At 46.4% G+C, this 24,680-nt stretch carries 20 protein-coding genes; 7 read left to right on the top strand and 13 right to left on the bottom strand.

Going from position 1 to position 24,680, the window contains the following annotated elements:
- Positions 1-5 precede the first annotated feature (5 nt).
- From AAFP11_RS01760 to AAFP11_RS01740, 5 genes are all read right to left on the bottom strand, one after another.
- Positions 6-2,483, bottom strand: a complete 2,478-nt coding sequence (locus AAFP11_RS01760; RefSeq protein WP_340522748.1) for an ATP-dependent Clp protease ATP-binding subunit — start codon at positions 2,481-2,483, stop codon at positions 6-8.
- A 523-nt stretch (positions 2,484-3,006) separates the two neighbouring features.
- Positions 3,007-4,521: a mechanosensitive ion channel family protein gene (locus AAFP11_RS01755; protein ID WP_341735469.1), complete on the bottom strand. Its 1,515-nt coding sequence runs from the start codon at positions 4,519-4,521 to the stop codon at positions 3,007-3,009.
- A gap of 98 nt (positions 4,522-4,619) precedes the next feature.
- Positions 4,620-6,767 carry an adenylate/guanylate cyclase domain-containing protein gene (locus AAFP11_RS01750; RefSeq protein WP_341735468.1) on the bottom strand — a complete coding sequence of 716 codons (2,148 nt, stop codon included), beginning with the start codon at positions 6,765-6,767 and terminating at the stop codon, positions 4,620-4,622.
- Positions 6,768-7,164: 397 nt separating this feature from the next.
- Positions 7,165-7,968, bottom strand: coding sequence for a hypothetical protein (locus AAFP11_RS01745; protein WP_341735467.1), 804 nt, complete (start codon positions 7,966-7,968; stop codon positions 7,165-7,167).
- A gap of 156 nt (positions 7,969-8,124) precedes the next feature.
- Complete coding sequence (locus tag AAFP11_RS01740; RefSeq protein WP_341735466.1) at positions 8,125-9,747, bottom strand: mechanosensitive ion channel family protein; 1,623 nt, start codon at positions 9,745-9,747, stop codon at positions 8,125-8,127.
- Positions 9,748-10,011: 264 nt separating this feature from the next.
- Here AAFP11_RS01740 and AAFP11_RS01735 point away from each other — a divergent pair, with 264 nt between their 5' ends.
- From AAFP11_RS01735 to AAFP11_RS01725, 3 genes are all read left to right on the top strand, one after another.
- Positions 10,012-10,980: a DMT family transporter gene (locus tag AAFP11_RS01735; protein ID WP_341735465.1), complete on the top strand. Its 969-nt coding sequence runs from the start codon at positions 10,012-10,014 to the stop codon at positions 10,978-10,980.
- A 165-nt stretch (positions 10,981-11,145) separates the two neighbouring features.
- A complete protein-coding gene (locus AAFP11_RS01730; protein WP_341735464.1) occupies positions 11,146-12,111 on the top strand; it encodes a DMT family transporter in 966 nt (321 codons plus the stop codon).
- A gap of 297 nt (positions 12,112-12,408) precedes the next feature.
- Positions 12,409-13,002, top strand: a complete 594-nt coding sequence (locus AAFP11_RS01725; protein WP_341735463.1) for a transposase — start codon at positions 12,409-12,411, stop codon at positions 13,000-13,002.
- A gap of 347 nt (positions 13,003-13,349) precedes the next feature.
- On the opposite strand, the gene AAFP11_RS01720 is transcribed toward AAFP11_RS01725, so the two are convergent.
- Together AAFP11_RS01720 and rimI are read right to left on the bottom strand one after the other, a co-directional pair.
- Complete coding sequence (locus AAFP11_RS01720; RefSeq protein WP_341735462.1) at positions 13,350-15,431, bottom strand: histidine phosphatase family protein; 2,082 nt, start codon at positions 15,429-15,431, stop codon at positions 13,350-13,352.
- A gap of 307 nt (positions 15,432-15,738) precedes the next feature.
- Positions 15,739-16,392, bottom strand: a complete 654-nt coding sequence (gene rimI / locus AAFP11_RS01715) for a ribosomal protein S18-alanine N-acetyltransferase (RefSeq protein WP_341735461.1) — start codon at positions 16,390-16,392, stop codon at positions 15,739-15,741.
- Positions 16,393-16,503: 111 nt separating this feature from the next.
- Between rimI and lysA the strand changes: the two genes are divergently transcribed.
- From lysA to AAFP11_RS01700, 3 genes are all read left to right on the top strand, one after another.
- Positions 16,504-17,922 carry a diaminopimelate decarboxylase gene (gene lysA, locus AAFP11_RS01710; protein WP_341735460.1) on the top strand — a complete coding sequence of 473 codons (1,419 nt, stop codon included), beginning with the start codon at positions 16,504-16,506 and terminating at the stop codon, positions 17,920-17,922.
- A 176-nt stretch (positions 17,923-18,098) separates the two neighbouring features.
- The gene (gene cdaA / locus AAFP11_RS01705; RefSeq protein WP_341735459.1) at positions 18,099-19,019 is read left to right on the top strand and encodes a diadenylate cyclase CdaA; all 921 of its coding nucleotides are present in this window, start codon (positions 18,099-18,101) and stop codon (positions 19,017-19,019) included.
- Positions 19,016-19,762 (top strand): isoprenyl transferase, encoded by a 747-nt coding sequence (locus AAFP11_RS01700; protein ID WP_341735458.1) that lies wholly within the window; start codon positions 19,016-19,018, stop codon positions 19,760-19,762. Before cdaA ends, AAFP11_RS01700 begins: the two co-directional genes overlap by 4 nt.
- Before the next feature lie 210 nt (positions 19,763-19,972).
- Here AAFP11_RS01700 and AAFP11_RS01695 read toward each other — a convergent pair whose 3' ends face one another.
- Positions 19,973-20,245, bottom strand: coding sequence for a DUF3143 domain-containing protein (locus AAFP11_RS01695; protein WP_341735457.1), 273 nt, complete (start codon positions 20,243-20,245; stop codon positions 19,973-19,975).
- 19 nt (positions 20,246-20,264) lie between these two features.
- Here AAFP11_RS01695 and AAFP11_RS01690 point away from each other — a divergent pair, with 19 nt between their 5' ends.
- Positions 20,265-20,411: a hypothetical protein gene (locus tag AAFP11_RS01690; protein WP_341735456.1), complete on the top strand. Its 147-nt coding sequence runs from the start codon at positions 20,265-20,267 to the stop codon at positions 20,409-20,411.
- 24 nt (positions 20,412-20,435) lie between these two features.
- Here AAFP11_RS01690 and AAFP11_RS01685 read toward each other — a convergent pair whose 3' ends face one another.
- Genes AAFP11_RS01685 through AAFP11_RS01665 form a run of 5 tightly spaced genes read right to left on the bottom strand, consistent with a single transcriptional unit; the run spans position 20,436 to position 24,510 of the window.
- A complete protein-coding gene (locus AAFP11_RS01685) occupies positions 20,436-20,915 on the bottom strand; it encodes a J domain-containing protein (RefSeq protein ID WP_341735455.1) in 480 nt (159 codons plus the stop codon).
- A gap of 37 nt (positions 20,916-20,952) precedes the next feature.
- Positions 20,953-21,075, bottom strand: coding sequence for a hypothetical protein (locus AAFP11_RS01680; protein WP_341735454.1), 123 nt, complete (start codon positions 21,073-21,075; stop codon positions 20,953-20,955).
- 30 nt (positions 21,076-21,105) lie between these two features.
- A complete protein-coding gene (locus tag AAFP11_RS01675; protein ID WP_341735453.1) occupies positions 21,106-21,966 on the bottom strand; it encodes an Rpn family recombination-promoting nuclease/putative transposase in 861 nt (286 codons plus the stop codon).
- A 52-nt stretch (positions 21,967-22,018) separates the two neighbouring features.
- On the bottom strand, positions 22,019-22,882 hold the full coding sequence (locus AAFP11_RS01670; RefSeq protein WP_341735452.1) for an Rpn family recombination-promoting nuclease/putative transposase: 864 nt from the start codon (positions 22,880-22,882) through the stop codon (positions 22,019-22,021).
- Positions 22,883-22,926: 44 nt separating this feature from the next.
- Complete coding sequence (locus tag AAFP11_RS01665) at positions 22,927-24,510, bottom strand: chloride channel protein (RefSeq protein WP_341735451.1); 1,584 nt, start codon at positions 24,508-24,510, stop codon at positions 22,927-22,929.
- Positions 24,511-24,680: the final 170 nt, after the last annotated feature.

Raw genomic sequence — 24,680 nt, 5'->3', positions numbered from 1 at the left:
CGAACTTACTCAGCACCTTGGGGTAGCAATTCCCGCTTCTGGCCTTGCAACACCTTGACAATTCCATCCTCACCCACATCCACAACAGCGATATCGCCGTCTTTGATGCGGCCAGAAAGGATTTCCTCAGCCAAACTATCTTCCAACAACCGCATGATCGCGCGGCGCAGAGGCCTGGCTCCGTAACTGGGGTTGTAGCCCTCTTCCACCAGACGTTCCTTGAACTTTTCGGTAACTTCCAGAGTGATACCCTGTTCTGTCAAACGGCCGAAAACTTCTTTCAGCATGATGACAGCGATTTCCTTGACTTCCTCTCGGTTCAACTGACGGAAGACGATAATTTCGTCAAGTCGGTTGAGGAATTCTGGGCGGAAATAGTTTTTCAGTTCTTCATTAACCAAAGAACGAATGCGGTTGTAAGTAGCATCGGCTTGGTTATCGCTGAACTCGAAACCGAGGCCACCGCCACCTTTTTCAATCACCTTAGAACCGATGTTAGATGTCATAATCAGCAGCGTATTTTTGAAGTCTACGGTGCGACCTTTAGCATCAGTTAAGCGGCCGTCTTCCAATATTTGCAAAAGCATATTGAAGACATCGGGGTGGGCTTTTTCGATTTCGTCGAACAGCACCACGGTGTAAGGACGACGACGGACTGCTTCTGTCAGTTGTCCGCCTTCGTTGTAGCCGACATAACCAGGAGGGGAACCGATGAGTTTGGAGACGGTGTGACGTTCCATGTACTCGGACATATCCAACCGAATCATTGCGTCTTCGGAACCGAAGAAGTAGCCGGCCAGGGCTTTGGTGAGTTCGGTTTTACCGACGCCTGTGGGCCCGGAGAAGATGAAACTGGCGATCGGGCGATTGGGGTTTTTCAAGCCAACACGGGCGCGACGAATGGCCTTAGAAACAGCTTTGACAGCTTCTTCTTGACCAATCAAACGCTGGTGCAGGGTATCTTCCATGTGTAGCAGCTTTTCGGACTCGGATTCGGTCAGTTTGTTGACCGGGACTCCCGTCCAGCTTGCCACGATTTGGGCGATGTCTTCTTCGGTAACTACTGGCGATGGGTCGGTGTCGCCGCGGGCCGCCGAGTCGGTTTTTTTGGCTTGGGAAATAGCGCGAATTTCGGCTTTGATCGTCATTTCGCGATCGCGCAATTCTCCGGCCTTATCAAAGTCTTGAGAACGCACTGCTTCGTCTTTATCCTTGAGGACTTGGCGCAGTTCTTTGTCAAGTTCCTTGGCTGCTGGAGGAAGTTGAGAGTTAATCAGGCGGACTCTGGAACCTGCTTCGTCTACGAGGTCAATGGCTTTGTCTGGTAGGAAGCGATCGGAGATATATCGGTGCGAGAGTTTGGCTGCGGCTTCCAGGGCCGTGTCCAAGATTTTCAGCTTGTGGTGCTGTTCGTAGCGTTCCCGCAGACCAAAGAGAATCTCGATCGTCTCATCTACGGTAGGTTCGCCGACCATGACTGGCTGGAAGCGCCTTTCGAGGGCTGCGTCGCGCTCGATGTGCTTGCGATACTCATCTAGGGTGGTAGCGCCGATACACTGGAGTTCACCTCTAGCCAAAGCTGGCTTGAGAATGTTGGCTGCATCGATCGCCCCTTCCGCCGCACCAGCACCGATCAAAGTGTGCACTTCGTCAATCACTAAAATCACATTACCCGCCGTGCGGATTTCGTCCATGATTTTTTTGAGGCGTTCTTCAAATTCGCCCCGGTATTTCGTACCGGCGACCAGCAAGCCGATGTCGAGGGTGACGACGCGCTTTTCTTCGAGGATGTCTGGGATGTCGTTGTTAGCGATGCGCTGGGCCAGGCCTTCGGCGATCGCGGTTTTGCCGACTCCCGGTTCACCGATGAGCACCGGATTATTTTTGGTACGGCGACCGAGGATTTGGATTACCCGTTCGATTTCTTTTTGGCGTCCGACTACGGGGTCAAGTTTGCCATCGACCGCCATTTGAGTCAGGTTAGATCCGAACTCATCGAGGGTTGGGGTTTTGGTGCGAGCACCGCCGCCAGTGGCTGCGACTTCTGCGGTTTCGCCCAGCATCCGAATCACTTGGGTGCGGACTTTAGATAAGTCTACTCCCAGGTTTTCCAGGACTCTGGCCGCTACTCCTTCACCTTCGCGGATCAGACCCAGCAGCAGGTGTTCAGTACCTATGTAATTGTGTCCGAGTTGGCGAGCTTCTTCGAGGGACAGTTCTAGAACCCGCTTGGCGCGTGGCGTGAACGGAATTTCGACTGCTACGAAGCCCGAACCGCGCCCGATGATTTTTTCGACCTCAATCCGAGCATCTTTGAGGTTGACCCCCATTGATTTGAGGACTTTGGCTGCAACTCCGGTTCCTTCTCCGATCAGACCCAGGAGGATCTGTTCTGTCCCTACGAAGTTGTGACCCAGGCGACGAGCTTCTTCCTGGGCCAGCATGATTACTTTTATTGCTTTTTCTGTGAAGCGTTCAAACATGATTTATTCCCATCACCTGCTATGTGCCCGTTTCGAGGTCACGCTCGCTTGAGCGGGCGTTTTTAGTCGAGTGTTAACTCGTACTGCTTATTCTAGCGTGACATTCCCGACTGCTCTGCCGCACGGTCAAAGCGGTTGCAGATTCTAGGTTGCTGTTGCAGGGTGGCTTTCAACTGGGAAGACCCAAATGGTGGCTGACCTACAACCTCCCCCTAGACTGCAAGAAGATTTATGTATTGAGGATTCTAGCACAATCTTTTGGGCTGTCATGCAGGTAAAAAAGTGGTAGTTACCGAAGTGTAGGGCAGTTTTTTTACAAAAGTTATTGGTTAGATCTGCGATCGATATACGAACTTAAAAAAAATTAGGACGATCGCATGAGGCCCAGAAACCGGGTTTTTTCACGAAAATACTTAGCTGTAGCGCACAAATTTAGTGAAAAACCCGGTTTCTTTAGTCGGAATGCGTGCAGGACTGAAAGTTGGTAGTGTTGATTTGGTTAAGTGTTGTTGGTTGAAAACTGTTAGCTGAGGTGCGATCGCACCTCATCGACCACATCCTGATTTTGGTTGAGAAGTTTCTCCTTATGGCTAGTCCGTTGCGCTACATCAATCGCGTGTCTTCGCATCTCTATCACCTGAGCAATTTCACGGGATAACCTCGGTTGACGTTCCATCATCTCATTAACTTTATCTGAGTTGATCGCCATCACCTCCAGATCAATTAGGGCCCTAACCGATACCGGGCTGGGTTCCCGACTGAATAGTGCCATTACTCCAAAGAAGTCCCCCCGTGAAAGCGTTACCACCTCCAGTTCTGCGCTGCCATCGTTCCCAACAGTCATTACCGCCTCACCGGAAATAATAATGTACATAGAAAAAACGAGAGTACCTTGTTCGATCGCAGTTTCTCCAGTGCCAAAATGCTGTAATCTTGTTCCCTTGGTCAATTCATCTAAACTACTTTGATCCCTAGTAACAGGGATCAAAGCTGGAATCGAAGAAAATCCTTGACTCAGCTTGCTGGTGGTAATATCTGTCTGGCTAGCGTTCGACTCCACTGCACATTCGTATTTGTAGTGATAGAGTGTGAGATTGTTCCTCCGTGCAGCATACCAAATCCTTGTCATAAATTCGTTTTGCGCTGACTCAAGCTGTAGAAAATCTTTGACGAAGAATGCCACTTTATAAGTAATTACAAAATCATCGTAAGATATCGTTTGACAATCCGGTTTCGGGTCTGCCAAAATTCCCGGAACAGATAAAGCAGTATTGAATAGAACTTGCCTCACAACATTAGGAGGATTGTCGTAGGAGAAACCAATTTTAATATTTCCATAATGAATACTATCCGGTGCGGTGTAATTACAAATCACTTCTTTTCCCAACAACTGATGCGGCACGATATATACTTGACGATCTGCCGTCAGCAAACGAACAGCCCGCCAGTTCATGTCAATCACCTGACCTTCAAATTCCCCAATTTTCAGCCAATCCCCCATCCCAAAAGGGCGCTCAAATAACAGCATAATTCCGGTCAAGACACTGCCCAAGGGGTCTTGCAGTGCTAACCCAATGACGATGGAGGTAACGCCCAATGCCGTAGCTAGTCCAGCCAAGTCAGCTCCCCAAACTTGCGAAAGGACGATCGCTCCCCCTACCAGAATAGAAATCACCCGGCAAAGGTCAACCAGTAGTTTGGGCATCCGTCCCCGCCAAGATTCCTCTTCTGCCTGCTCGAACAACAGTGCGTTAATTAGGGAGAGTAGAGCATTGATGACACATATCCAAAACAGTGTTTCGAGAACCTTAACCAGATTCCCTTGCGGCTCGAACTTGAAGACATCTCGAACAAAAACCATGACCGCAAATGATGGTAATACGAGGTTTTTTACTGTCTGCAAAGTAGATGCTATAGGATTTTTTTGCCGCTTTAATCGCTGAATAATTTCTCCCAATATCATCACTAGCAGTGGAAACCCAACGCCTAAAACCAATGCCCACCTTAACCAAGGTTCTTGCCAGTTCAAGTTACCCATTTGAAAACATCTCCAACTACACACTGTTTACTAGACTCCTGGAGTCAAGCTATTGTTTAGAAAATCCTAAGTCAGGTTTTGAGCAACCTGAGAATTATTTAATGATTCCGATGCTCCTGTTCCTGATGGCGGTTGTATTTGAGTTGCCAAGCAGAAAAGGATTTCTTGTCTCTTTCCTCCAGGATCTCCACCCTCTCGAACTCGTAGAGGTCTGACAAGCGATCGCGAACATATTCCGAAACCAAAATACTACCGGGCGGAGAAGCCGACTTCAGGCGATGAGCAATATTGACAGTTTCCCCCCAAACGTCATATATGTAGCGACTTTTGCCCACAATACCTGAAATCAAATCCCCGGTATTGATCCCAATTCGCAGATCCAGATTCAAGTTGCGTTCGTAGTTAAAGCGACGCACGTGGGCCAGCATTTCTAAGGCACAGTCGATCGCCCGCTTGTCGTTATCCAGACGAGAAACCGAGAGGCCGCAGACTGCCATATATCCATCACCAATGGTTTTAATTTTCTCCAAACCATGTTTATCTGCCAAGTCATCGAAGGCATCAACCAACTCATCCAGTAGAAAAACCACATCTTTCGCGCTCAAGGCTCCAAAGAGGTTGCTAAAGCGGTGCAAATCCGTAAACAAGATGCTGACATTGGAAACAGGGTCAGCGATGACACCCTCTCCCTGTTTGATGCGTGTGGCAATCTTAGGTGGCAGCAGCAGGTCAATCAGACCTTGGTTCTCAGTGTTTTGTTGTTCAACTTGTCGGATGTGGCTTCGCAGTCCGTACAGCTTGTCGTTGAAAGACCTCGCCAAATCGGCAAATTCATCTCGCGTTCCCGATTCCACCATCATCTTCCCGTTACCAGACTCCACATTTTGCGTGGTGGTGATTAAGCGATCGATCGGCTTGACAAACAGCCTCGCTAACCACATCGCCACTAAGGTGACAAGAACTACGATCAGAGCCGCGGAAATGACTACCTCCCGTTGAAATGTGCTAATGGGAGCAAAGGCTTCACTAATATCTATTTCAGCACCGATCGCCCATCGCAAGCCATCAATTTCTAAAGGCTCATAGGCACCCAAGACTTCACTGCCCCGATAATCCTTGTTGCGAATCAGTACGGATTTGCCAAATAATGCCTGTTTCACGCCGTCAACATCCACAGGTAACAGCAGAATGGTCGTATCAAGTTCGCGGATTTTTTTGACTGTCGATTCAGGCAGCCCGCTCTCCCTGAGTGATTCTGTAAACTTTTGTCCGTCTTCAATCAAGAATCGCGATTTCGATCGCATCAGTCCATCTTGTCCCACCAGATAAGTTTCCCCAGTATTGCCCAATCCGTTCTCCTTCCATTTACCGTGACCGTTGACAATGTCGCTGAGCCGCTCCGCAGGAAGCTGAAACGCCAAGACACCAATCATCTCCGCTCCATCAAAAATGGCAGAAGCGACAAAAGCCGATGGCTGATTGTAAGAATAAATGTAAGGTTGGAAGTCAACAATTTTTACATAAGCCGTGCTATTGGAGCGACGAGCATCTTTAAAGGCCTGGACAAGGTTGCTATCAGCAACAGGTCCTTCAAGTAGATTAGTACCGATGTCACCCTCATTAGAAAGCAGGTAAACCACATTCCCCTGCAAATCAATTAGGTACATATCGTAGTAACCGAAACGTTCCGCAATTTTGGTAAATTTCGGCTTGAACCGAAGGTTGGTGCGGCTATAATTACTGCCGTCTTTCGGGTCATCTAGCTTGTACTTCTCACCCATCGGATAGGGATTATTGGCTAGGTAGTGATATTGGAGATAACGGGCTGCTGAGGTTTTAGGCCTGAAGGTTTCAGCGATGGGCGCAGCATCTATCGTCTTCTTAAGTCGTGGCACAAACTCATTGCGGTAGAATCCATCGATTTTGTCATCATAGGTCTTGGGTATGTTGACCGCATTTAGTTCCTCAAAAGCCTGCTTGTACCCTTTCATGGCACTGATGACCATTTCAGCATCGCTAAGGGTTTGGGTGTGGTTAATGATAAATTCAAAATATCGCTGGACTTGATCGGTTCTGATTCCCCGCAGACTGGTTAACTGGTTAAATACTCGCTGCTCCAGGAGCTGTTGCCCCGCTCTGGAGCAAATAAGGGTACTGGCAAACATCGAGCCAAGACTGACTACTAGCAGCATGGCTATTAGCTTGGTACGGACACTGAATCGATTGAGTTGACCGAGATATCGCATAATCCTGTTCGTGAGCTGGATCTAGTTTATTTTTGGGCTGGGAAAGGGAACCCTGAGAATGAATATTATGGCCGTCTTATTTCACTTTTGCTTGATTTCTTTGCAATCCCAGACATGATAGTACCCAATGTGTCCTGAAGCGCCGTCTGTAGGGCTTAAAATCTACTATTTTCACATACCCAGTTCCCTTAGCCTGTCGGGCGGCTTTGACTGCGGATGCTAGGTTACTCTCGTTTTAGGGGCCGTTGGTGAAGTTTGTGGTAAAATCTGTTTCTTTAAAAACCGTGTAGACAACGGTTCCTTCGGGATCGATCAAAAACATATCCTAAGTAACCGTATTTTTCAACTATATTGCGAAAAATCGGGTGGTAGCGGGCGTGAATGACATGAAAACTGGTTACACAGGTATTTTAGGCTCATCGTCATTCAATAGCCCCTCACGCAGTTGATGGTACGATCGCTCTAGAGATGACAAATCAATATCTGCACTAGATGTTCCGTTGTACTCAAAAGGATTGTCAATGTCGTAGACCAGCAACAACAAATACATGAATGACGTAAAAAGAAAACATGAAACAATCAAATTGGTATTAAAATCGTCGGTACGGGTTATTAACAAAGCACTGCTTGAGGCAATTATCAGAACATGCAGCAATCCATAGGCGGATGCCAGAAAGTCGGTATCACGAATCCTTTGAATTCGATCGATCATAAGACGAATCTTTGCCTGTTCACCTTGAAGGCGACTTATCGAAGGAATTTCGCAAAACTTGGAGAATTCAGCCAGTAATTGATTGAGGTTTGTAACGGCATTCTCCACTCTGATGAATGGCTGACCCTGTTTCAAACAGAGTAGGACTGATTTTAGGATCTCAGCTAACCCTTCTGTAAGTAGGGTTGGGTCATAGTCGGGCTTACGGGCTGCAATGAACAAATTCGTATCTTGAATCGTTTCAACCGCATTCGCAATCTGCGCGGGCATATCTTCACTGGTACGGTAATCATTCAGCGTCCCGTTCAGCATAAACGCCAAGATGAACGTTACCGCCGCTAACAGAGAACCTACCTGACTATCGAACTTACCAATTTCCCACTGCATCTGATGAGCGATCCATTTTGCTAAGCAAAATAGCGCTGTTAGGGGAAGAACTTTGAGTAAGATTCCCCACTTTGACATATCGGTAAAAGTTCTGAAATTCATTACGTTTATCCTTTACTAAGCTGTTCGGCATTTAAACTTAGGGGCGTAGGGTGCGTCAGTATTATCAGGTTTTCCGTTTCAGCGTAAGGGTTCTAGCTGACGCACCCTACTAGCCTCGTTACTGGTTTAAATGGAGAACAGCTTATTCGCCGATAATCATTTAGACAAATACGACTGACGTAAATGCCAGACGATTTCACGCCGCATTTCGCTGAGAATCCGCTGTCCCCGTTCACAATGTTCTAGCTTGATGTCATCGACATAGAACCGCACCAGCGTCTCTCGCGTGTAATCTCCATTCAGGTCATTGATCCAGATTTTGGGGTCTTGCCATTCATTGCGTGAACTCTTGAAGTTTTCTCGCAACCATTCGCGAAAGCCTTCTACCAGATCGTCTAATCGCGTTTCTAACCCTTTGGGATTACTGATTGCCCAAAACAGCTTGTTGACTTTGATCTTCAACAAATCAATCTTCTGTTCCCACTCTTGCTTCAACATTTGCTGGTCTTCTTGAAATAGGTCAGGGTCTTTCAACCAGTATTGATACCAACGGCGTATCAGCCCAATCAACGTACTATCGGATACTGTTCCCGTAGCTTCACCGATCGAGCGTCTGCGACGGTCATGTCGATCGGACTTTTTTGATTCCATTCCAATCTTTTGACAAAGTTCCAGATAGTATGCTTGCACTGTTCGCCGCTCCTCTATATCTAATCCGCCCCTTTCTAATTGGGAGATGATATCGGCTAGGTGCGCCAAACCCATTTCAATCTCAGCTAGTATAGTATTCACCTCAGACTCAGCTAACAAGCGTTGCAGTCCCGCCTCTCGCTTCTGTTGCGCTTTTACCCCTGGTATAGAGTAACCATAAAACTGGTCAATCAATTCTAACTTCTGGTGAATTTCGCCCATGGTATCGGGGTGCGCCAGCACGACTTTTTCAATCATGGAGATGGCTAGAGCCGGGGCAACATCTGCTTTGATGGGGATGGAGATCGTGTAGTAGTAATGATTGGTCGGACGGCTGAGGTTAATAATGTTCTGCCCTTCAAACGCGGCATTGGGGATGTAAATTTGTGAGTGCGTGTCAATGAGATACAGTTCGGTTAATCGCAGCCCAATGTGTTTAATCACGCCTCTTTTACCGTTGGCTAGCTCAATCACATCCCCAAAGCGAAACGGTGTATCGATGAGCAAGACTAACCCACTGAAGAAGTTTGCCAGAATATCTTTTAGCGCAAACCCCAAGATAAAACTCAATCCTCCGATTGCAACTAACAAACCTTGGATGTCAACACCTAACGCTTGGAGAAACAGTAGTCCACCCACCAAGTAAACAATTAAAGGGAGAACATTTTGTAGGATGGGAGCGAGAACATCATCCCACATTGCCTCGGAGCCTTCGGAATACTGCCTAAAAGCATAGGTCAGAACCTCGGCGATCAATTGAACTACCCAAAAGGCGACGACAAGGATCAGAAAAGCGGTCAATCCTCGTTGGAACCAAGTAATGTAACTTGTAGGAGTGACAGATAGCTTCAGCAATGCCAGCCTCAAACCGATCGCGACCGCAATCAGTATCAGTGGCGTTTCTGAGACGTTGAGTGCAACTAACGGTAGGTCGGAGGTCAATTGACGGAAAACCCTCCGCAAAATACCAAACAGTAGGTAGAGAACAATAACGACAACACCAAGAATGCCGAAGTTAAGCAAAAATGCATCCCATCCTGGAGCAGGCAAAATAGCTAACAGAAACGTAGAACTGCTGATCGTCGTCATTTGGAAACCGGCTCCATAGATCCGTATAGTATGTAAAAAATGGTGCTTGACATAGTTTTATATAAGTGCTAATTAATGAAAGGGATGATCTTTCAAAAATAGAAATATAAAAAAACTAAAACAAGCATTTAGCTGCTGGATTTGCTAGAGAAAACTTCTCGATCGCCACGAAGCAGAGTTGCTTCACAGCCACCACGAAGCAGAGCTGCTTCACAGCCTATCATAAATTTTTCTGTTTGATATTTGTTTCACCTCTGATGTCTGATGAATGAATCCAATAAAACGACGATGGCGATCGCCTCATTACTTGTCGGTGTAGTCGCCATATCTTTTGGCTCTATCTTCATTAGATGGAGTGAAGCTGAACTCAGCCCCAATGCTACAATATTTAATCGCCTTTGGCTAGGTAGTGTCGTCTTCGGGCTGTGGCAAGGATACAAGGCGATACGTCAGAGACTTTCTGGTGACAAACCTGTTCAACAGCACTCATACACCAGTCAGGAGCTTTTGCTATTGCTGGGTGCTGGGATTTTTTTTGCTGCCACCTTATCCTTTGTAGCTTGGTCGCTGACTCAGACCAGCATCGCTATCTCGACAATCCTGCATAATCTCGCCCCGATATTTACCAGCTTAGGAGCGTGGTTGTTATTCGGTCAAGGCTTTAACCGCCAATTTCTGATTGGGATGGTCGTCGCCATTGGGGGAGCGATCGCCATTGAAATCGAGCAGATCCAAATCGCCACTGGTGAAGTCACAGGAGGCATAGCAGCCATCCTCTCTGCGGTTTTCTTGGGTGCATACCTGCTGGTGATAGAACAACTGAGAACCAAATTTGACCCGATCACAATTCAGTTGTGGGTTTGTGCGATCGCTACTTTCTCCATCTTGCCCATACTTGTGTTCACTGGCGATCGGCTTTTTCCTTCTTCAGTGAATGGGTGGCTGTTCGTCATTTTTCTTGCCCTCGTCTGCCAAGTTTTAGGTCAGGGACTTTTAACATATAGCGTTGCCCAGTTGTCCTCAGTGGTTGTCTCCTTAGTACATTTGTTAGAGCCAGTATTTAGCAGCATTTTGGCTTGGGCAATATTTGGGGAAAAGTTAAGTTTCTCGAATGGGGTAGGTTTTGTCCTAGTTCTCATCGGTGTATACCTAGCCGTATCTAGCCAAGCTGCTGTCGATATCCGGCTTGCATCAGCTAGAGAGCGGGTAGTCACCATTAGACATCTCCCATAATTATTGTGGAACAGGCATCCCTTCGACTTCGCTCAGGGCACCGCCTGCCTGTTCAAGACTCGCTTTTTGGGAGATGTCTATTACTGTTTGTTTCAACGGCAACTGAACAAGACTTGGCTCAAAAAAAATCTACACAACTAGATGTCAACACATTTGTTAAAAAGTATGACAGCCAAACTGGAATTAGCAGAGCAACCGTTGTCCAGAACACCAACTTGGATCGCAACAGCTTCATTATTTGCCAGCCTAATCCCCCTATCTTTAGCACCAATCCTGGTCAAATTGTGCGAACGAGAAATAGGTTCAAATGCCGTAGCATTCCATCGTGGCTGGATCGCTGCCATCGTCTTTGGGTTGTTGAGCGGACTTGAGGCTTGGGAGCGCCAAAAATCTGATAACCAACCCGTAGAACAGAAGCCTTTTACGAGACGAGAATTGGGGCTATTGGTAGCATTGGGAACTTTCGGAGCGACCTACTTTCTCCTATGGTCTTTGTCGCTGACTAAAACCAACGTTGCCAACGTTACGTTATTTTGTGGTTTGAACCCACTGTTTGTCGGTTTGGGGGGGTGGTTGTTATTAGGTCGGCGCTATAACAGCAGATTCATTATTGGCATGATCATGGCACTGGGGGGAGCGATCGCTATTGGATTGGAGGACGTGCAGTTCGCTACTGACCAAGTACAAGGTAATGCCCTCGCCTTGCTATCGGGGATTTGTTTTGCTGCGTATCTGATACTGCTAGAACTGCTACGAGAACGATTTACCACGGCAACCTTATTGCTGTGGCGCTGCGCCTTCACGACTATGTTTGCGTTTCCCGTCCTCGCACTCGCCGAAGAAACATTGTTTCCCCATTCCTGGATGGGGTGGTTTTTCGTAATTTTGCAAGCCATCTTGTGCCAAGTGTTGGGTCAAGGACTTTTGGCTTACAGCCTCAGCCAACTGTCGTCAGGGTTCGTCGCCGTCACGCTGCTTTTCGAGCCAGTCCTTGCCTCAATCTTCGCTTGGGTAATTTTCTCTGAACGCTTAGGTTTCATTGACTTGGTGGCGTTTGTCGTGATTTTATGCGGTATCTATGTAGCTCAATCGAGTCAATCTGCTGTTAAAGAAACCAGCGAGGTAGCGTAATTAATGCGCGATCGCTATGATTGTCACTTTGGGGACAGTATCAAACTAGGCAACAACTATAGCAATCCTAAATCATTTGTGAATTTCTTACTCCCGGACCTTAGTAAGGGGAGGGTTGGGGTGGGGTAAAAATATTTATGACTCATTTAGGATTGCTATAGAGTCGCGGTATGAGATTGTTTTTAGTTCTCAGCAGAGTTACTATGAGATTTTTGAGCAAGCTGGTGTAAGCTGGAAAAAATCTCAAAAACGTAACCCTAAAACAGATCCTGAACTGGTCAAAAAAAAACCAAAGAATTGACCGAATGGCTAGAAGCTCATCGCCAAGAAATCGAATTAGGTAAATTGGTAGTTTTGTTTCAAGATGAATGTCATCTGCTTTGGGGAGATATCTGTGGCTATGTTTGGGGCAAGAAAAATGAAAGAGTGTCAGTCCCAATTGTGAATGAGAAAGAGCGACAGACTTACTTTGGCTCCGTAAATATTGCGACTGGTCAATGTCTGGTTCAGGCATATCCAAAAGGAAATGGAGAACATACTATTGAATATTTAAAGTATCTGATAGACCAATATAAGGACAAGCGGATAGCATTAATTTGGGATGGTGCTAAATATCATTATTCAGCAGAGGTGAAAGACTTTTTATCAGTGGTGAATAATGGTTTAGATGAATCTGATTGGAAAGTCACTTGTTTGAGATTTGCACCCAACGATCCGACTCAGAATCCAATTGAAGATATTTGGTTACAAGCTAAAAAATGGATTAGAGAGTGCTATCATATGTGTAAGACATTTGCTGCCGTCAAATATATATTTAAGTTAGTTACTCATTATCAGATATTTGATTTTCCCAAGCTTCACAGTTATGGTAACTTCTCACAAATCATATAGGATTGCTATAGATAGATTGATGGTATGATATCAGCTTTTTGTAGAGACGCTTGGGTGTCGCGTCTCTAGAATTTATGAGAAATGTAGACCAGGAATGGTCATCGCCTCAGAAAATGTTGTAAAGATAATATGACGTTTTTCCGTGAGCCCACGATTCCCTTCTACGGGCGATCGCCATATCATTTATTCTGTCTGAGGTTTTGGGTAGATAGTTTATTTTTTTCTCACAAAAACATCGCTTTCTTCGAGAGGATACGCCACTTGACTTAAGGCAGTGCAGGAAACACGCCACGGGTGGTTTGCCCTTACAACAATTACACAATTCATTTAGGATCGCTATAATTTAATTATGCTCCAACTGGTGATGCAGCAGCAGAGACGACGTTCAGGTTGGCAACCAACCCATAGGTTGATACATACTCTTCTAACTCTGCTAAATCGACAGTGCCATTTTTATCGCTGTCAAGAATGTTGAAAAGATAATCAGTGACGTAGCTTCTAACTTCTTCAGAGCTGCGTTCGCCTGTGGTCATATCTTCGATTAGCCCTAACAACTCCATAATCTCAGTTCGATCGAGCGACTTACTTCCATCCGTATCCAATTGCAGGAACAGCTTTTTAACATCTTCTGTTGCCACTCTCGAAGAACGCAGTGTTTCTCTGAGTATGTCATTGCTGAAGGAAGTCATAAACAGGATCTGTTCGATGAGTGGGATGCAGAAAAAGCCCAGCGATGCCCAAAAAACTGCATATTTCACATCCGAAGTAGTTGCACTAACTCCGATGAAAAGAGCGGCCCAAAGGAAAAAGTTTGGGTTCACAAGTAGGATATAAGCATCCTGAGATTCTGCCTTACTTAGCTTGCCTTTTGTCAATACTGAGGTTAATGTAGCTGCTACGCGCATCGAGACAAAGACCAAAGTTGCAATTGCCAGTTGTTGCAGACAAGCTAGGGATCGCGCTGTATCTGTTGAGGAAAATATATCGCTGAGGAATGTTGCCGGAGTAAACTGAAACCCGGTTGCCAAGGCCATGAATGCAACAGCCAGCACACCGATAAATTTCCAGTTTTTACTGTGGTGGTTTGATTCTACTGGAGATTTGTCGCGCCAAAATTGGGCGATCGCACCCGGTATTGCCAGACCTAAAATTAGAATGATACCGAAAAAGATCAGGCTGTCAACATTAATGGGTAAATTAGCAACCTTTAATGTCGCTAGCAGCGCCAGAGGCGCAACGATTGATAGCGTTCTTGACAACAGGGCTGAGGGATAAAGATTACCGCCCCAAAGCACGGATAAAACTGGGGAAGTCAAGGCTGGCGGAACCATCCAAAACAGCACCCACAAAACTTTGTACAAATCGGCTTCGCTTTGATACAAAAATCCCGAAAATATTAATAACAGCCCAATTATCCATCGCACTGCCATCCACCCGTAAACTAGATACTTCACAGTTGAAGTTACTTTACGTTTACTCGCTGCAAAGTCAATGTCTAGGTAGGTATAAAACGTTGAGGCAGCCAGACACGCAACAATTATTGCTCGAAATAGCGCTGACGGAATCCCTCCTGCTGCGGCGGTGATTGCCCCTACCAAACTTCCCAGCAAGAAGGCGGTGGCATAGATCAAAATAGCCCACATAATTGAAAGATCGTTGAGTTCTTTTCGCAGGGCTGCTGTCCCACCCGATTCCTTGTCGCGAAACTTGACGAGTTCCACACCACTGAGAGCTTTACCATTGGGTAGTTTCAGGTGTTTATAAGCTGTCGGTGGTAAGCCACTTAAATAAAGTGCTAGAGGCTCCAATACATATTGGTGGCACACTACGAGAACAGTTTCTCCCCGTTCCAAGTGCGGTACAATTTTGTCTTCGTAGAAACGGGCAGCGCGAAAGTAAACTTGGGAAATCTTTTCGCCTGCTGGGGGTGCTTCGTTGTGTGAGTGCAACATTTCCTCGAAGCCTTCGTAGCCCAGGGCTAGACGCAGCAGATTTAGGTTGCGACCCGCAAAAATGCCAAAGGATTTTTCGCTAATTCGATGGTCGATTTGAACAGGGATATCGGGCGACTTTAGGGCTTGACTTTCAGCAAGGGCGATTTCACAGGTTTGCCGCGCCCGTCTCATGTGGGAGACATATACTGCATCAAACTTTGTACCTTTTTTCTTGAGGTCAACACCGGCACGGCGTGCCTGCAACCGGCCAAAGGAGGTGAGGTCAACATCCAGAACTCCCGCAAAAATGTTGCGTTCGTTACTGGTACTTTCACCGTGACGAATGAAGTAAACACGTCCTAGTTCTTCTGCATTGAATTCTGTTTGTGAATTCGCAGAAGTTTCTGTGGCTGCATCCGGGAATGTATCGGCTGCTGCGATCGCTCCTTTTTCGGTACTTTCTTCTACCTGGTCATCTAAGTTCCTAGTATTCATGATTCACTTTAGCCTTAAACAGGATTTAGATTCTTTTCTCAGCTTGAAGTTTCACAACTTCAATTCAGATTATTTAAAGATATGTGGCACTATATCATGACAACATGGTCTTTGACAGTGCTCAGTTATACAGGGATTTTCAAGTTTGTGGGTATGCGAAACCGGGTTTCTGGGGTGTACTCGATCGATCTGAAATTTGCTGTAAATTTACAATTATCTCCTAAACCCGCCTCTACCAAATCTGGGCGGTGTCTTTTTTTTACAAAAATTATTAATTAGAGGCACAATTTATTTCACTCACCCGCATCTATAACTCAAAATTATCGATCGCCCAATGCCATTTTTTCTGATTCAGTCGATCGCACATCTGCACTTTCTCAACCGCCAAATATTGCTGAAATTCCGGTTTTTCCAGACCGCTGCGCCACATTACCAGAGCATCTTCTCCAGTGTCTTCGTAGTATCGTTTCCGCCGTCCAGCCTCTTTAAAACCAAACTTTTTGTACAGGGAAACTGCGGCTAAATTCGATTCCCGCACTTCTAAAGTTGCCCGTTCTAATTGTCTGTCACAAGCCGATTTTAGTAAAGCCAAAAGCAGAGCTTGTCCCAAGCCCTGACGTTGAAACTGAGGATGAATTGCCAACATGATAATGTGAGCTTCCTCTAAAATTGCCCACAAACAACCGATACCGATGAGAGTTGGGGGAACCTGTAGGGGCGGTGTCCCCGTGCCCGCCCGGTTTTGTAGGGGCGGTGTCCCCGTGCCCGCCCGGTTTTGTAGGGGCGGTGTCCCCGTGCCCGCCCCATCCCAGGTCCATAAACCTAATAAATCGCTATTAGGACTCTCTAACTCGCGCCTGTAGCCTTCGATCGCCCAAATTCCTCCAAAACAGAGGCGATCGAGTTCTACGGCACTAGGCAGGTGTTCTGGGGTCAGAGGTTTAATTTCGAGAAAACGCACAGGGGATTTTAGATTTTAGAATTACTCAAAAGCATTAATCTGGGCGCTGATGACCCAATTGCTTGCGGTCAATTGTACACTGGGAAAGACTGTAAAGATAGTTATGGCGCGATGGTATTAACTCAATCGATCGGGGTAGAATCTGGACTCCAGTATCTGTCCGAGTCTCAACAACCCAGGGAAAGTCGATCGCCCAATCAAGAACTGTTACCACTGACAGCCAGTGTTAACATTCGCGATCGTTTAGAAATAGGAGGCTGTGAGGTGACAGCTTTGGTGGAGCAATTTGGCTCGCCACTGTACATCTTAGATGAAGAAACGCTGCGGGCGACCAGCCGCCAGTACAAACAGGCTTTTGAAAAATTCTATGCGGGTTCTTCTCAAGTGCTCTATGCTTCTAAAGCTTGGAGTTGTTTGGCAGTTTGCGCGATCGCGGCTTCGGAAGGTTTAGGCATAGATGTGGTATCTTCTGGAGAAATTAAGACAGCACTACAAGCTGGTGTGAATCCCGACAAAATCTACTTTCACGGGAATAATAAATCCCGCACGGAAATCGAACTAGCTGTCACCAGTGGCTGCACCATCGTCGCAGACAATTGGTGGGATTTAAAGACTCTAGCAGAGTTGGGAAAATTGGGTGTCTCTCACAAAGCAGGTGAGCCGACACGAGTTATGGTTAGGTTTACCCCAGGAATTGAGTGTCACACTCACGATTACATTAAAACTGGTCAAATCGACAGTAAATTTGGCTTCGATCCCAACTCTCTGGGTGAAGTTTTTAAATTTATCAGCGAGCAGCCGTCGTTATCGTGCGTGGGACTACACGCTCACATCGGCTCTCAGATTTTTGAAGTGCAACCTCATCATGATTTAGCCGAAGTCATAATTGAGGCCTTGACAAAAGCACGTAGTTATGATTTGCCAGCGACAGAAATTAATATTGGCGGCGGGTTGGGCATTCGCTATACTGAAACGGACGATCCTCCTAGCATTCAAGATTGGGCACAGACAATTTGCTCCGCAGTGGTAGCAGCCTGCGATCGACACCACTTGCCATTACCTAAATTGCTTTGCGAACCAGGGCGATCGCTCGTAGGTACAGCCTGCGTCACAGCTTATACCGTGGGCTCTGAAAAAGTCATTCCGGGAGTGCGGACGTATTTATCAGTGGATGGCGGTATGTCGGACAATCCACGTCCAATTACCTACCAATCAGTTTATCGAGTCCTCGCAGCCAACAAAATGTCTGCTCCCTTAACGGAAACAGTGACAGTTGCTGGCAAACACTGCGAATCAGGCGATATTGTGATTAAAGATGCTAAATTGCCAAAGTGTCAGCCCGGAGATATCCTTGTGGTCACGGCTACAGGAGCATACAATTACAGCATGGCTTCTAATTACAACCGAGTCCCCAGACCGGCGGCGGTTTTGGTGAACAATGGGGAAGTTAACACGATCGTACAGCGGGAAACTGACGAGGATTTGCTAAGGTTTGACCGTCTTCCTGAAAGACTCGGTGTTAAAAAGTAAAAAGTAAAAAGTAAAAAGTAAAAAGAAAGATAATTAAAAAGGAATTTTTGACTATCGTCTTTTAAATTTTGATTTTTTGCTTGTTCAGTCACGCGATTGGAATAACAACTGTTCATGGTTCACGGGTTCGAGTGCATCATAGTTCGCGGTTCACAGGCGGTAAGGTTCGATGAACCATGAACAATCAACAATCTGGCTATGACTTTGGCCTTATTCAGTCCTTATTGATTCAGGCGATCGATATTGGATTGGTATTTGCTCTTGCGTATTTGGTGCTCGTCATTGTTGGGGAGCGCCGGACGCTGTGGATGGTACGGGGATTTATTATTTTGATGCTGGCGGCGGCGGTGAGCAACTGGGCTGGATTGAGACTGTTGCACGTTGCCCTCAACAGCTTGGTGACAGGTTCGGCTGTGGCAATGGCGGTAATATTGCAGTCAGAATTTCGCCGATTTCTGGAACAATTGGGTCGGGGGGAAATTAGACAATTGTTTGGACGCGATCGCCGACCTACTCCTGAACCGGATAGCGTAATAGATGAAATTGTGGACGCAGTAAAAGAACTTTCGCAAAACCGCACGGGCGCTTTACTAATTGTAGAAACAGATGCTCCGATCGACGATCGGGATTTTTCAGTTCCGGGAGTGAAGCTGAATGCTGAAGTATCTAAGGAATTGTTGCAGACTATTTTTCAACCACAAACTTTGCTCCACGATGGGGCTGTTTTGATTAGAGCTTCGCGGATCGTGTCGGCTGGGGTAATTTTGCCCCTATCCGATCGCAGCGCGTCGCGACAGTTGGGAACCCGCCACCGGGCGGCAATGGGAATCACCGAACGGGTGCAAGCTTGCGTGTGCGTGGTGGTGTCTGAGGAAACGGGTTCTATTTCTTTAGCCTTTATGGGAACTCTAAATCGACCTTTGACAAGCAACAAATTGAAAGAGTTGCTGGAGGCGAAGTTGTTTCCGTCGGAGGGAGAAAGAACTGTCACCCCAATTCCGATCGGTCATCTCGGACGCCAGATAGGATTGAAGGGATGGACACTTTTAAAGCAGATACTGCGCCGTTCGTCATCGGCTAATCGGGAGAAAAAATGAGTCAAGGAATTTGCTTGCAAGAACTGCCGGAGGATCTGGAACAAGAACGGCTGCCTAAGCACATAGCGGTGATTATGGACGGGAACGGTCGCTGGGCAAAGAATAAGGGGTTGCCGAGGATTGCGGGCCACCGTCGAGGGGCTAGCGTGCTTAAGGAATTGCTGCGCTGTTGCAAAGATTGGGGAATTCCAGCTTTGACGGCCTATGCTTTTTCCACGGAAAATTGGGGTCGGCCGGCCGGGGAGGTGGATTTTTTAATGAGTCTGTTTGAGGGAAAGTTGCGACAAGAATTGCGGGAAATGGTGGACGAGGACGTGCAAATCCAATTTATGGGGAATTTGCAGGCTTTGCCCATGTCTTTGCAGGCGGAAATTGAGCGTTCGGTGGCTGCAACTCAACATAATCAGGGAATTCGGTTTACGGTGGCGACGAATTACGGGGGGCGTCAAGAGATTGTGCAGGCCTGTAGGGCGATCGCGACTCAGGTGCAGGAGGGTAAGTTGCAGCCTTCTGACATTGATGAGGTTTTATTTAAACGCTATCTGTATACTGCGGATGTTTGCGACCCGGATTTGTTGATTCGGACGAGTGGGGAAATGCGATTGAGCAATTTTCTGTTGTGGCAAATGGCGTATTCGGAAATTTATATTACTGAGACGCTATGGCCTGATTTTGATCGATCGGAGTTTCACCGCGCTTTGTCTACTTATCAGAAACGCAGCCGCCGATTTGGGAAAGTCTAACGATTTTGGATTTTAGATTTTGGATTTTAGATTAATTGATTGATTAGCTATCTCCAAAAAAGCTAGTTTTGAACAGGCAAGATGCCTGTTCCACAAGCATTATTGGAAAGGTGAATGTACAGAATAAATGCAGCATAAATGCAGATTTTTGTCTGTATTTCCCACCTTAAAATCTATTCTTCAATCCAAAATCTAAAATCTAAAATCAAATCAGGGCCCAGAAAAAACAGCTGCTTCAATGTCCTGACGCGAGAGGGAATATTTGAAGAAGCGCTGAATATCTTGGCCGTCGTTTCCGGCATTGATGTAGCGGATGGTGAGTTGGTCAATTTCCAGGGCGAGTTCTGCTTTCCATGCAGGTCGATCGATGTTCCAGCAGTGGAGCTCCCGCAGGTTTTGCTCGCAGCCGCGGCTTTTTAGCCACTGCTCGATTTCTGGGAGTGGATGGTTGTACAAAGGGGTGTCAGCCGAAGGAAGAGTCATAAGGAATGGGGAATGGGGAATGGGGAATTGGGAATGGGGAATGGGGAATGGGGAATTGGGAATGGGGAATTGGGAATTGGGAATGGGGAATGGGGAATGGGGAATTGGGCAACCGCCCTGGCCCCAAGGGGGGAATGAGGGAGGGAATTGGGAAAACAGTGGTTAATTTTTAATTTAGAACTTTTAGTTGTCAATTACCACGAATTAGCCCGATTGCGATCGCCAGCATCAAACATCCGATTAAAGTAGCCCCCAGGATAAACAGGGCAAATATTTCTCCAGGAGAAAGGGGCCTATCCGTGGGATCGAGGTAAGTCGAGTTGAAATTTTTTGCCCGCGATTGGGAAACGGGAGTATCGAAGCCAGGGGGCTGCTGAATCACGTTCATGCGAGAATAGCCGATTTTGAGGTCGTAGGCGAGGCGGCGTTCTGGGTTGCTGAGGGTGGCGTAGGCGTTGTTAAGCTGCTGAAATTTGGCGGTAGCGACTGTGGGTGGCAAGTCGGTGGTATCGGGATGGTAGAGTTTACTCAGTTCCCGGTACGATCGCCGAATTTCGATGGCGGATGCGGAAGGATGCAGCCCTAATAAGCCGTAGTAACTAGAACCCAAGGGGGCTTTTCCTGGTATTTTCTGACTTGTGCTGTTGGCTTTTGCCTCGTTCGGAGTCACCGAGAGCGCCTCTGGGCTTGTGGTTGATAATTTTTGATTATTTTAGCCCAGAGTTGAGGGTTGCGCCACTGTTTGTGATGTCGAGGGGTTGATGGTGGGTTTGATATTTCTGACTCACGGAGCGATCGGGTAAACTCCACACTGGGGATATTTTGTGCATATTTCAGTTGCTCTGCCCAATTACTTTAAACTATGAATCGCCCCGCAAATTCCCTATATCCTCCACGCTAAGCCCGGTAACTTGGCTAATCGTGGCATTATCTAGCTGTGAAAGTAATTGTCTGGCGATCGCCAACTTCTCTTCTCGCTTGCCTTGTTCTATGCCTTGTTCGATGCCTTCCTGAACAGCTTTAATAATCGCCCCCTGTTGGTCATAAATAAACTGTTCTCTTCTGTCCAAATCTTCCAATTCCTCGCGGCTTAATCTGGCTTGATTTGCAATATCAAAAGCTTGATGTATTTCCGGTATACTATCCATTGTTTCTGGGACTGATGTCAAACTTCTCGCATTTTTCATGAAATAAATCCATTTATCTGCCAGAGTTTCCAGTTGGTCTTCTTGTTTAGTAAATTTCGGTAACTCTACAAACACTAAATCCAGGTCGTTTTCGGGATAAGTAAAATTTTTATCTACCTCTTTGTACACAAATCTCGAAATCAATTCTTCGCTGTTAGGAAACATGGCAAAATCTGTAATGGTCAAAGCAATCACTGGCTTCAACAGTCGATAACCTTGGGCTGCTTGTAATTGGAAAGCATAAGTCTTAGCTGCATTGTAAAAAACCCGCTTCCCAAAAGACTGGACGTTGAGCACTTGCATTTCAATAATTACTAAAGTGCCATTATTGAGCTTGGCTTTGACATCCAGATAACTATCTTTTAATCCTTCTACTTTTGGGGGCAGATTTGGGTTGATTATTTCTAAGTCTTGAATGGTGGAATTTCCTTCATAAATCAAGGCGTTGAGAAAGCTGATTAGAATATCTTTGCTTTCTGATGAACCGAATATTTTTTTGAAAGCGTAATCGGTTTTTGGGTTGATAAATATCATAATTGGAATGTAGTAGGTTAATAATTAAATCAGTTTATCCTGGCAGGAAGGGCTAGGAATCGCCCGATCGCAAATTGCGTACATCCTCAACGCTAAGCCCTGTAGTTTGGCTGATGGTTCGATCGTCTAGCCGTGAAAGTAACTGTTGGGCGATCGCGATCGCCTTTTCTCGCATCCCTTGTTCTATGCCTTGTTCTATGCCTTCCTGAACAGCTTTAATAATCGCCCCCTGTTGGTCATAAATAAACTGTTCTCTTCTGTCCAAATCTTCCAATTCCTCGCGGCTCAACCGGGCTTGATTTGCAATATCAAAAGCTTGATGTATTTCCGGTATACTATCCATTGTTTCTGGGACTGATGTCAAACTTCTCGCATTTTTCATGAAATAAATCCATTTATCTGCCAGAGTTTCCAGTTGACCTTCTTCTTTAGTAAATTTCGGCAACTCTACAAACACTAAATCTAGGTCGTTTTCGGGATAAGTAAAGTTTTTATTTACTTCTTTTAACACAAATCTAGAACTAAAATCCTCACTCTCAGGAAACATTTCAAAGTCAGTAATTGTTAAAGCAATCACTGGCTTCAACAGTCGATACCCTTGGGCTGCTTGTAATTGGAAAGCATAAGTCTTAGCTGCATTGTAAAAAACCCGCTTCCCAAAAGACTGGACGTTGAGCACTTGCATTTCAATAATTACTAAAGTGCCATTATTGAGCTTGGCTTTGACATCCAGATAACTATCTTTTAATCCTTCTACTTTTGGGGGCAGATTTGGATTGATTATTTCTAAGTCTTGAATGGTGGAATTTCCTTCATAAATCAAGGCGTTGAGAAAGCTAATCAGAATGTCTTTGCTTTCGGAGGAACCGAATATTTTTTTGAAGGCGTAATCGGTTTTTGGGTTGATAAATATCATAGTTTGAATTAGGTGGTAGAGGTAACATTAGTATTTTATCTCTGTCAAACTGCTGATTTTGTTTCAGGTGATAGCTTGATATTTTCCGGCAAATGTGCATTAGCCATGGCCAACACAGGCTCATCACTGTGGTGTTCCTCATCGATCGGAATTTGGCAAGAAATCAGTTCGGTGACAATGCGATCGCCCAGTGCATCTTCCCAATCCTGCAACTGTTCCCTTGCCTTAATCGGTGTATTCACGGCAACATCTACGCCCATTTGCTGAAGGTTGAGGCTGTGGGCTTGCGATCGACGATTAACACACTCCACCAGCCAAACACTCAATCCGACTGCCGCCATCAAAGGCAAAACAATCCGGTAATCTCTAGTCAATTCAAACATCAACAGAATGGCTGTCAAAGGCGCTCTAGCACTACCGGCGAGCACCGCAGCCATTCCCACCATGGCATAGGCAGGAGGTCCAGCAACGCGATCGGCCAAGGCAGGCACCATCGTCAAAAAGATGCCATAGGCCGAACCCAGGGAAGCACCCAAAAACATCGCCGGAGCAAAAATGCCACCAACCAAACCGCTACCCAGGCTAATTGCTGTCAGCGCGAGTTTCACAAACAACAACAGCAGCAACAAAGGCAAAGAAAACTCAACATCTTGAAGCATGGCTTGAACAGTTTCGTAACCAACCCCCAAAACTTGAGGTAACACCAAAGCTACTAAACCAACGCAAGCACCACCGATAATTGGGTGAATCGGCCTCGGCACTCGTCCCAGCCAACCAAATCCCAGGACTTTTCCGTGAAAACAACGTTCTGCCAATTGAATGGCCTCGGTGTAGGCTAGGGAGACACCACTAGCCAAAACCCCTAATCCCATATAAAAAGGCAATTCTAAGGGACTACGCACATCATAGACAGGCAAAGCAAAAGCAGGCTGAGCGCCCAAACAAATTTGAGCTAAAAGCGCCGAAACTACCGCAGCTAGCAAAACAACACTGACTGAGGATGTGGCGAAAGTGCTGCCGAGGACGACTTCTAGGGCAAAGAATACTCCAGCGATGGGAGCGTTGAAACCGGCAGATAAACCGGCGGCGGCACCAGCACCCAGGAGCAAGCGCTGCCTTTCTGGGGAAAGTTGCAAAACTTGAGCCAGCAGCATTCCAAAGTTGGCGCCGATTTCGACGCTGGGGGCTTCTGGGCCCAGGGAAGCGCCGGTGCCTAGGGAAACGGAGGCGGCCACCATTTTAGTGATGGGTTTGAGGGGGGATAGTTCTTGCAACCCGCGAGTGGCTGCGATGAGGGAAGACATATTGGGGCCAAAATCCCGAAACCGCCAGCGCATTAAGCCGATGACGACTCCGCCAAGGGTGGGAATGCAGGCTAGTGTCCAAGGCCCTGAAGAGGAAATTACCCCCATGAAGTCTTCCAGCATCAGGGTGTGGATCAGATGGATGAGATAGTGAAAAGTGATGACACCTGCACCAGTGACTCCCCCGATGACTAGGGAGAGGATGAGCAAGAGGGTTTCGGGACTGGGGTGCAAGCGGTTGAATATCGGGCTCAGCAGGGAAGCATCGGGAGTTTGTGCGGTTGGGCCGGGCGGCTCCAAGTCTACAGGATGGAGGAGTCTCATTTAGGGATTAATTCTTCTGTAAGAATTTAGATAAATATTACATTTTATTTCTTATTTTAATTTTGAGTGATTTTAGGGGAATTGACAACTAAATTAAGAGTGATTTTAAAGAGGATTTTTTGTGGTGGTGACTTGGTGGGAAAGGCACTTAACAGAGTAGCTCCTAATTT

Source organism: Microcoleus sp. CAWBG640 (assembly GCF_020883015.1).
Taxonomy (GTDB): domain Bacteria; phylum Cyanobacteriota; class Cyanobacteriia; order Cyanobacteriales; family Microcoleaceae; genus Microcoleus; species Microcoleus anatoxicus.
Note: the sequence above shows the minus strand (reverse complement) of the source record. Positions and strands in the feature narration are given on the sequence as shown.

Bases quoted from the DNA above. Each gene is read 5' to 3' on its own strand.
- AAFP11_RS01760 (WP_340522748.1), bottom strand. From the start codon at position 2,483: ATGTTTGAACGCTTCACAGAAAAAGCAATAAAAGTAATCATGCTGGCC.
- AAFP11_RS01755 (WP_341735469.1), bottom strand. From the start codon at position 4,521: ATGGGTAACTTGAACTGGCAAGAACCTTGGTTAAGGTGGGCATTGGTT.
- AAFP11_RS01750 (WP_341735468.1), bottom strand. From the start codon at position 6,767: ATGCGATATCTCGGTCAACTCAATCGATTCAGTGTCCGTACCAAGCTA.
- AAFP11_RS01745 (WP_341735467.1), bottom strand. From the start codon at position 7,968: ATGAATTTCAGAACTTTTACCGATATGTCAAAGTGGGGAATCTTACTC.
- AAFP11_RS01740 (WP_341735466.1), bottom strand. From the start codon at position 9,747: ATGACGACGATCAGCAGTTCTACGTTTCTGTTAGCTATTTTGCCTGCT.
- AAFP11_RS01735 (WP_341735465.1), top strand. From the start codon at position 10,012: ATGAATGAATCCAATAAAACGACGATGGCGATCGCCTCATTACTTGTC.
- AAFP11_RS01730 (WP_341735464.1), top strand. From the start codon at position 11,146: ATGACAGCCAAACTGGAATTAGCAGAGCAACCGTTGTCCAGAACACCA.
- AAFP11_RS01720 (WP_341735462.1), bottom strand. From the start codon at position 15,431: ATGAATACTAGGAACTTAGATGACCAGGTAGAAGAAAGTACCGAAAAA.
- lysA (WP_341735460.1), top strand. From the start codon at position 16,504: ATGGTATTAACTCAATCGATCGGGGTAGAATCTGGACTCCAGTATCTG.
- cdaA (WP_341735459.1), top strand. From the start codon at position 18,099: ATGAACAATCAACAATCTGGCTATGACTTTGGCCTTATTCAGTCCTTA.
- AAFP11_RS01700 (WP_341735458.1), top strand. From the start codon at position 19,016: ATGAGTCAAGGAATTTGCTTGCAAGAACTGCCGGAGGATCTGGAACAA.
- AAFP11_RS01695 (WP_341735457.1), bottom strand. From the start codon at position 20,245: ATGACTCTTCCTTCGGCTGACACCCCTTTGTACAACCATCCACTCCCA.
- AAFP11_RS01690 (WP_341735456.1), top strand. From the start codon at position 20,265: ATGGGGAATTGGGAATGGGGAATGGGGAATGGGGAATTGGGAATGGGG.
- AAFP11_RS01680 (WP_341735454.1), bottom strand. From the start codon at position 21,075: ATGCACAAAATATCCCCAGTGTGGAGTTTACCCGATCGCTCCGTGAGT.
- AAFP11_RS01675 (WP_341735453.1), bottom strand. From the start codon at position 21,966: ATGATATTTATCAACCCAAAAACCGATTACGCTTTCAAAAAAATATTC.
- AAFP11_RS01670 (WP_341735452.1), bottom strand. From the start codon at position 22,882: ATGATATTTATCAACCCAAAAACCGATTACGCCTTCAAAAAAATATTC.
- AAFP11_RS01665 (WP_341735451.1), bottom strand. From the start codon at position 24,510: ATGAGACTCCTCCATCCTGTAGACTTGGAGCCGCCCGGCCCAACCGCA.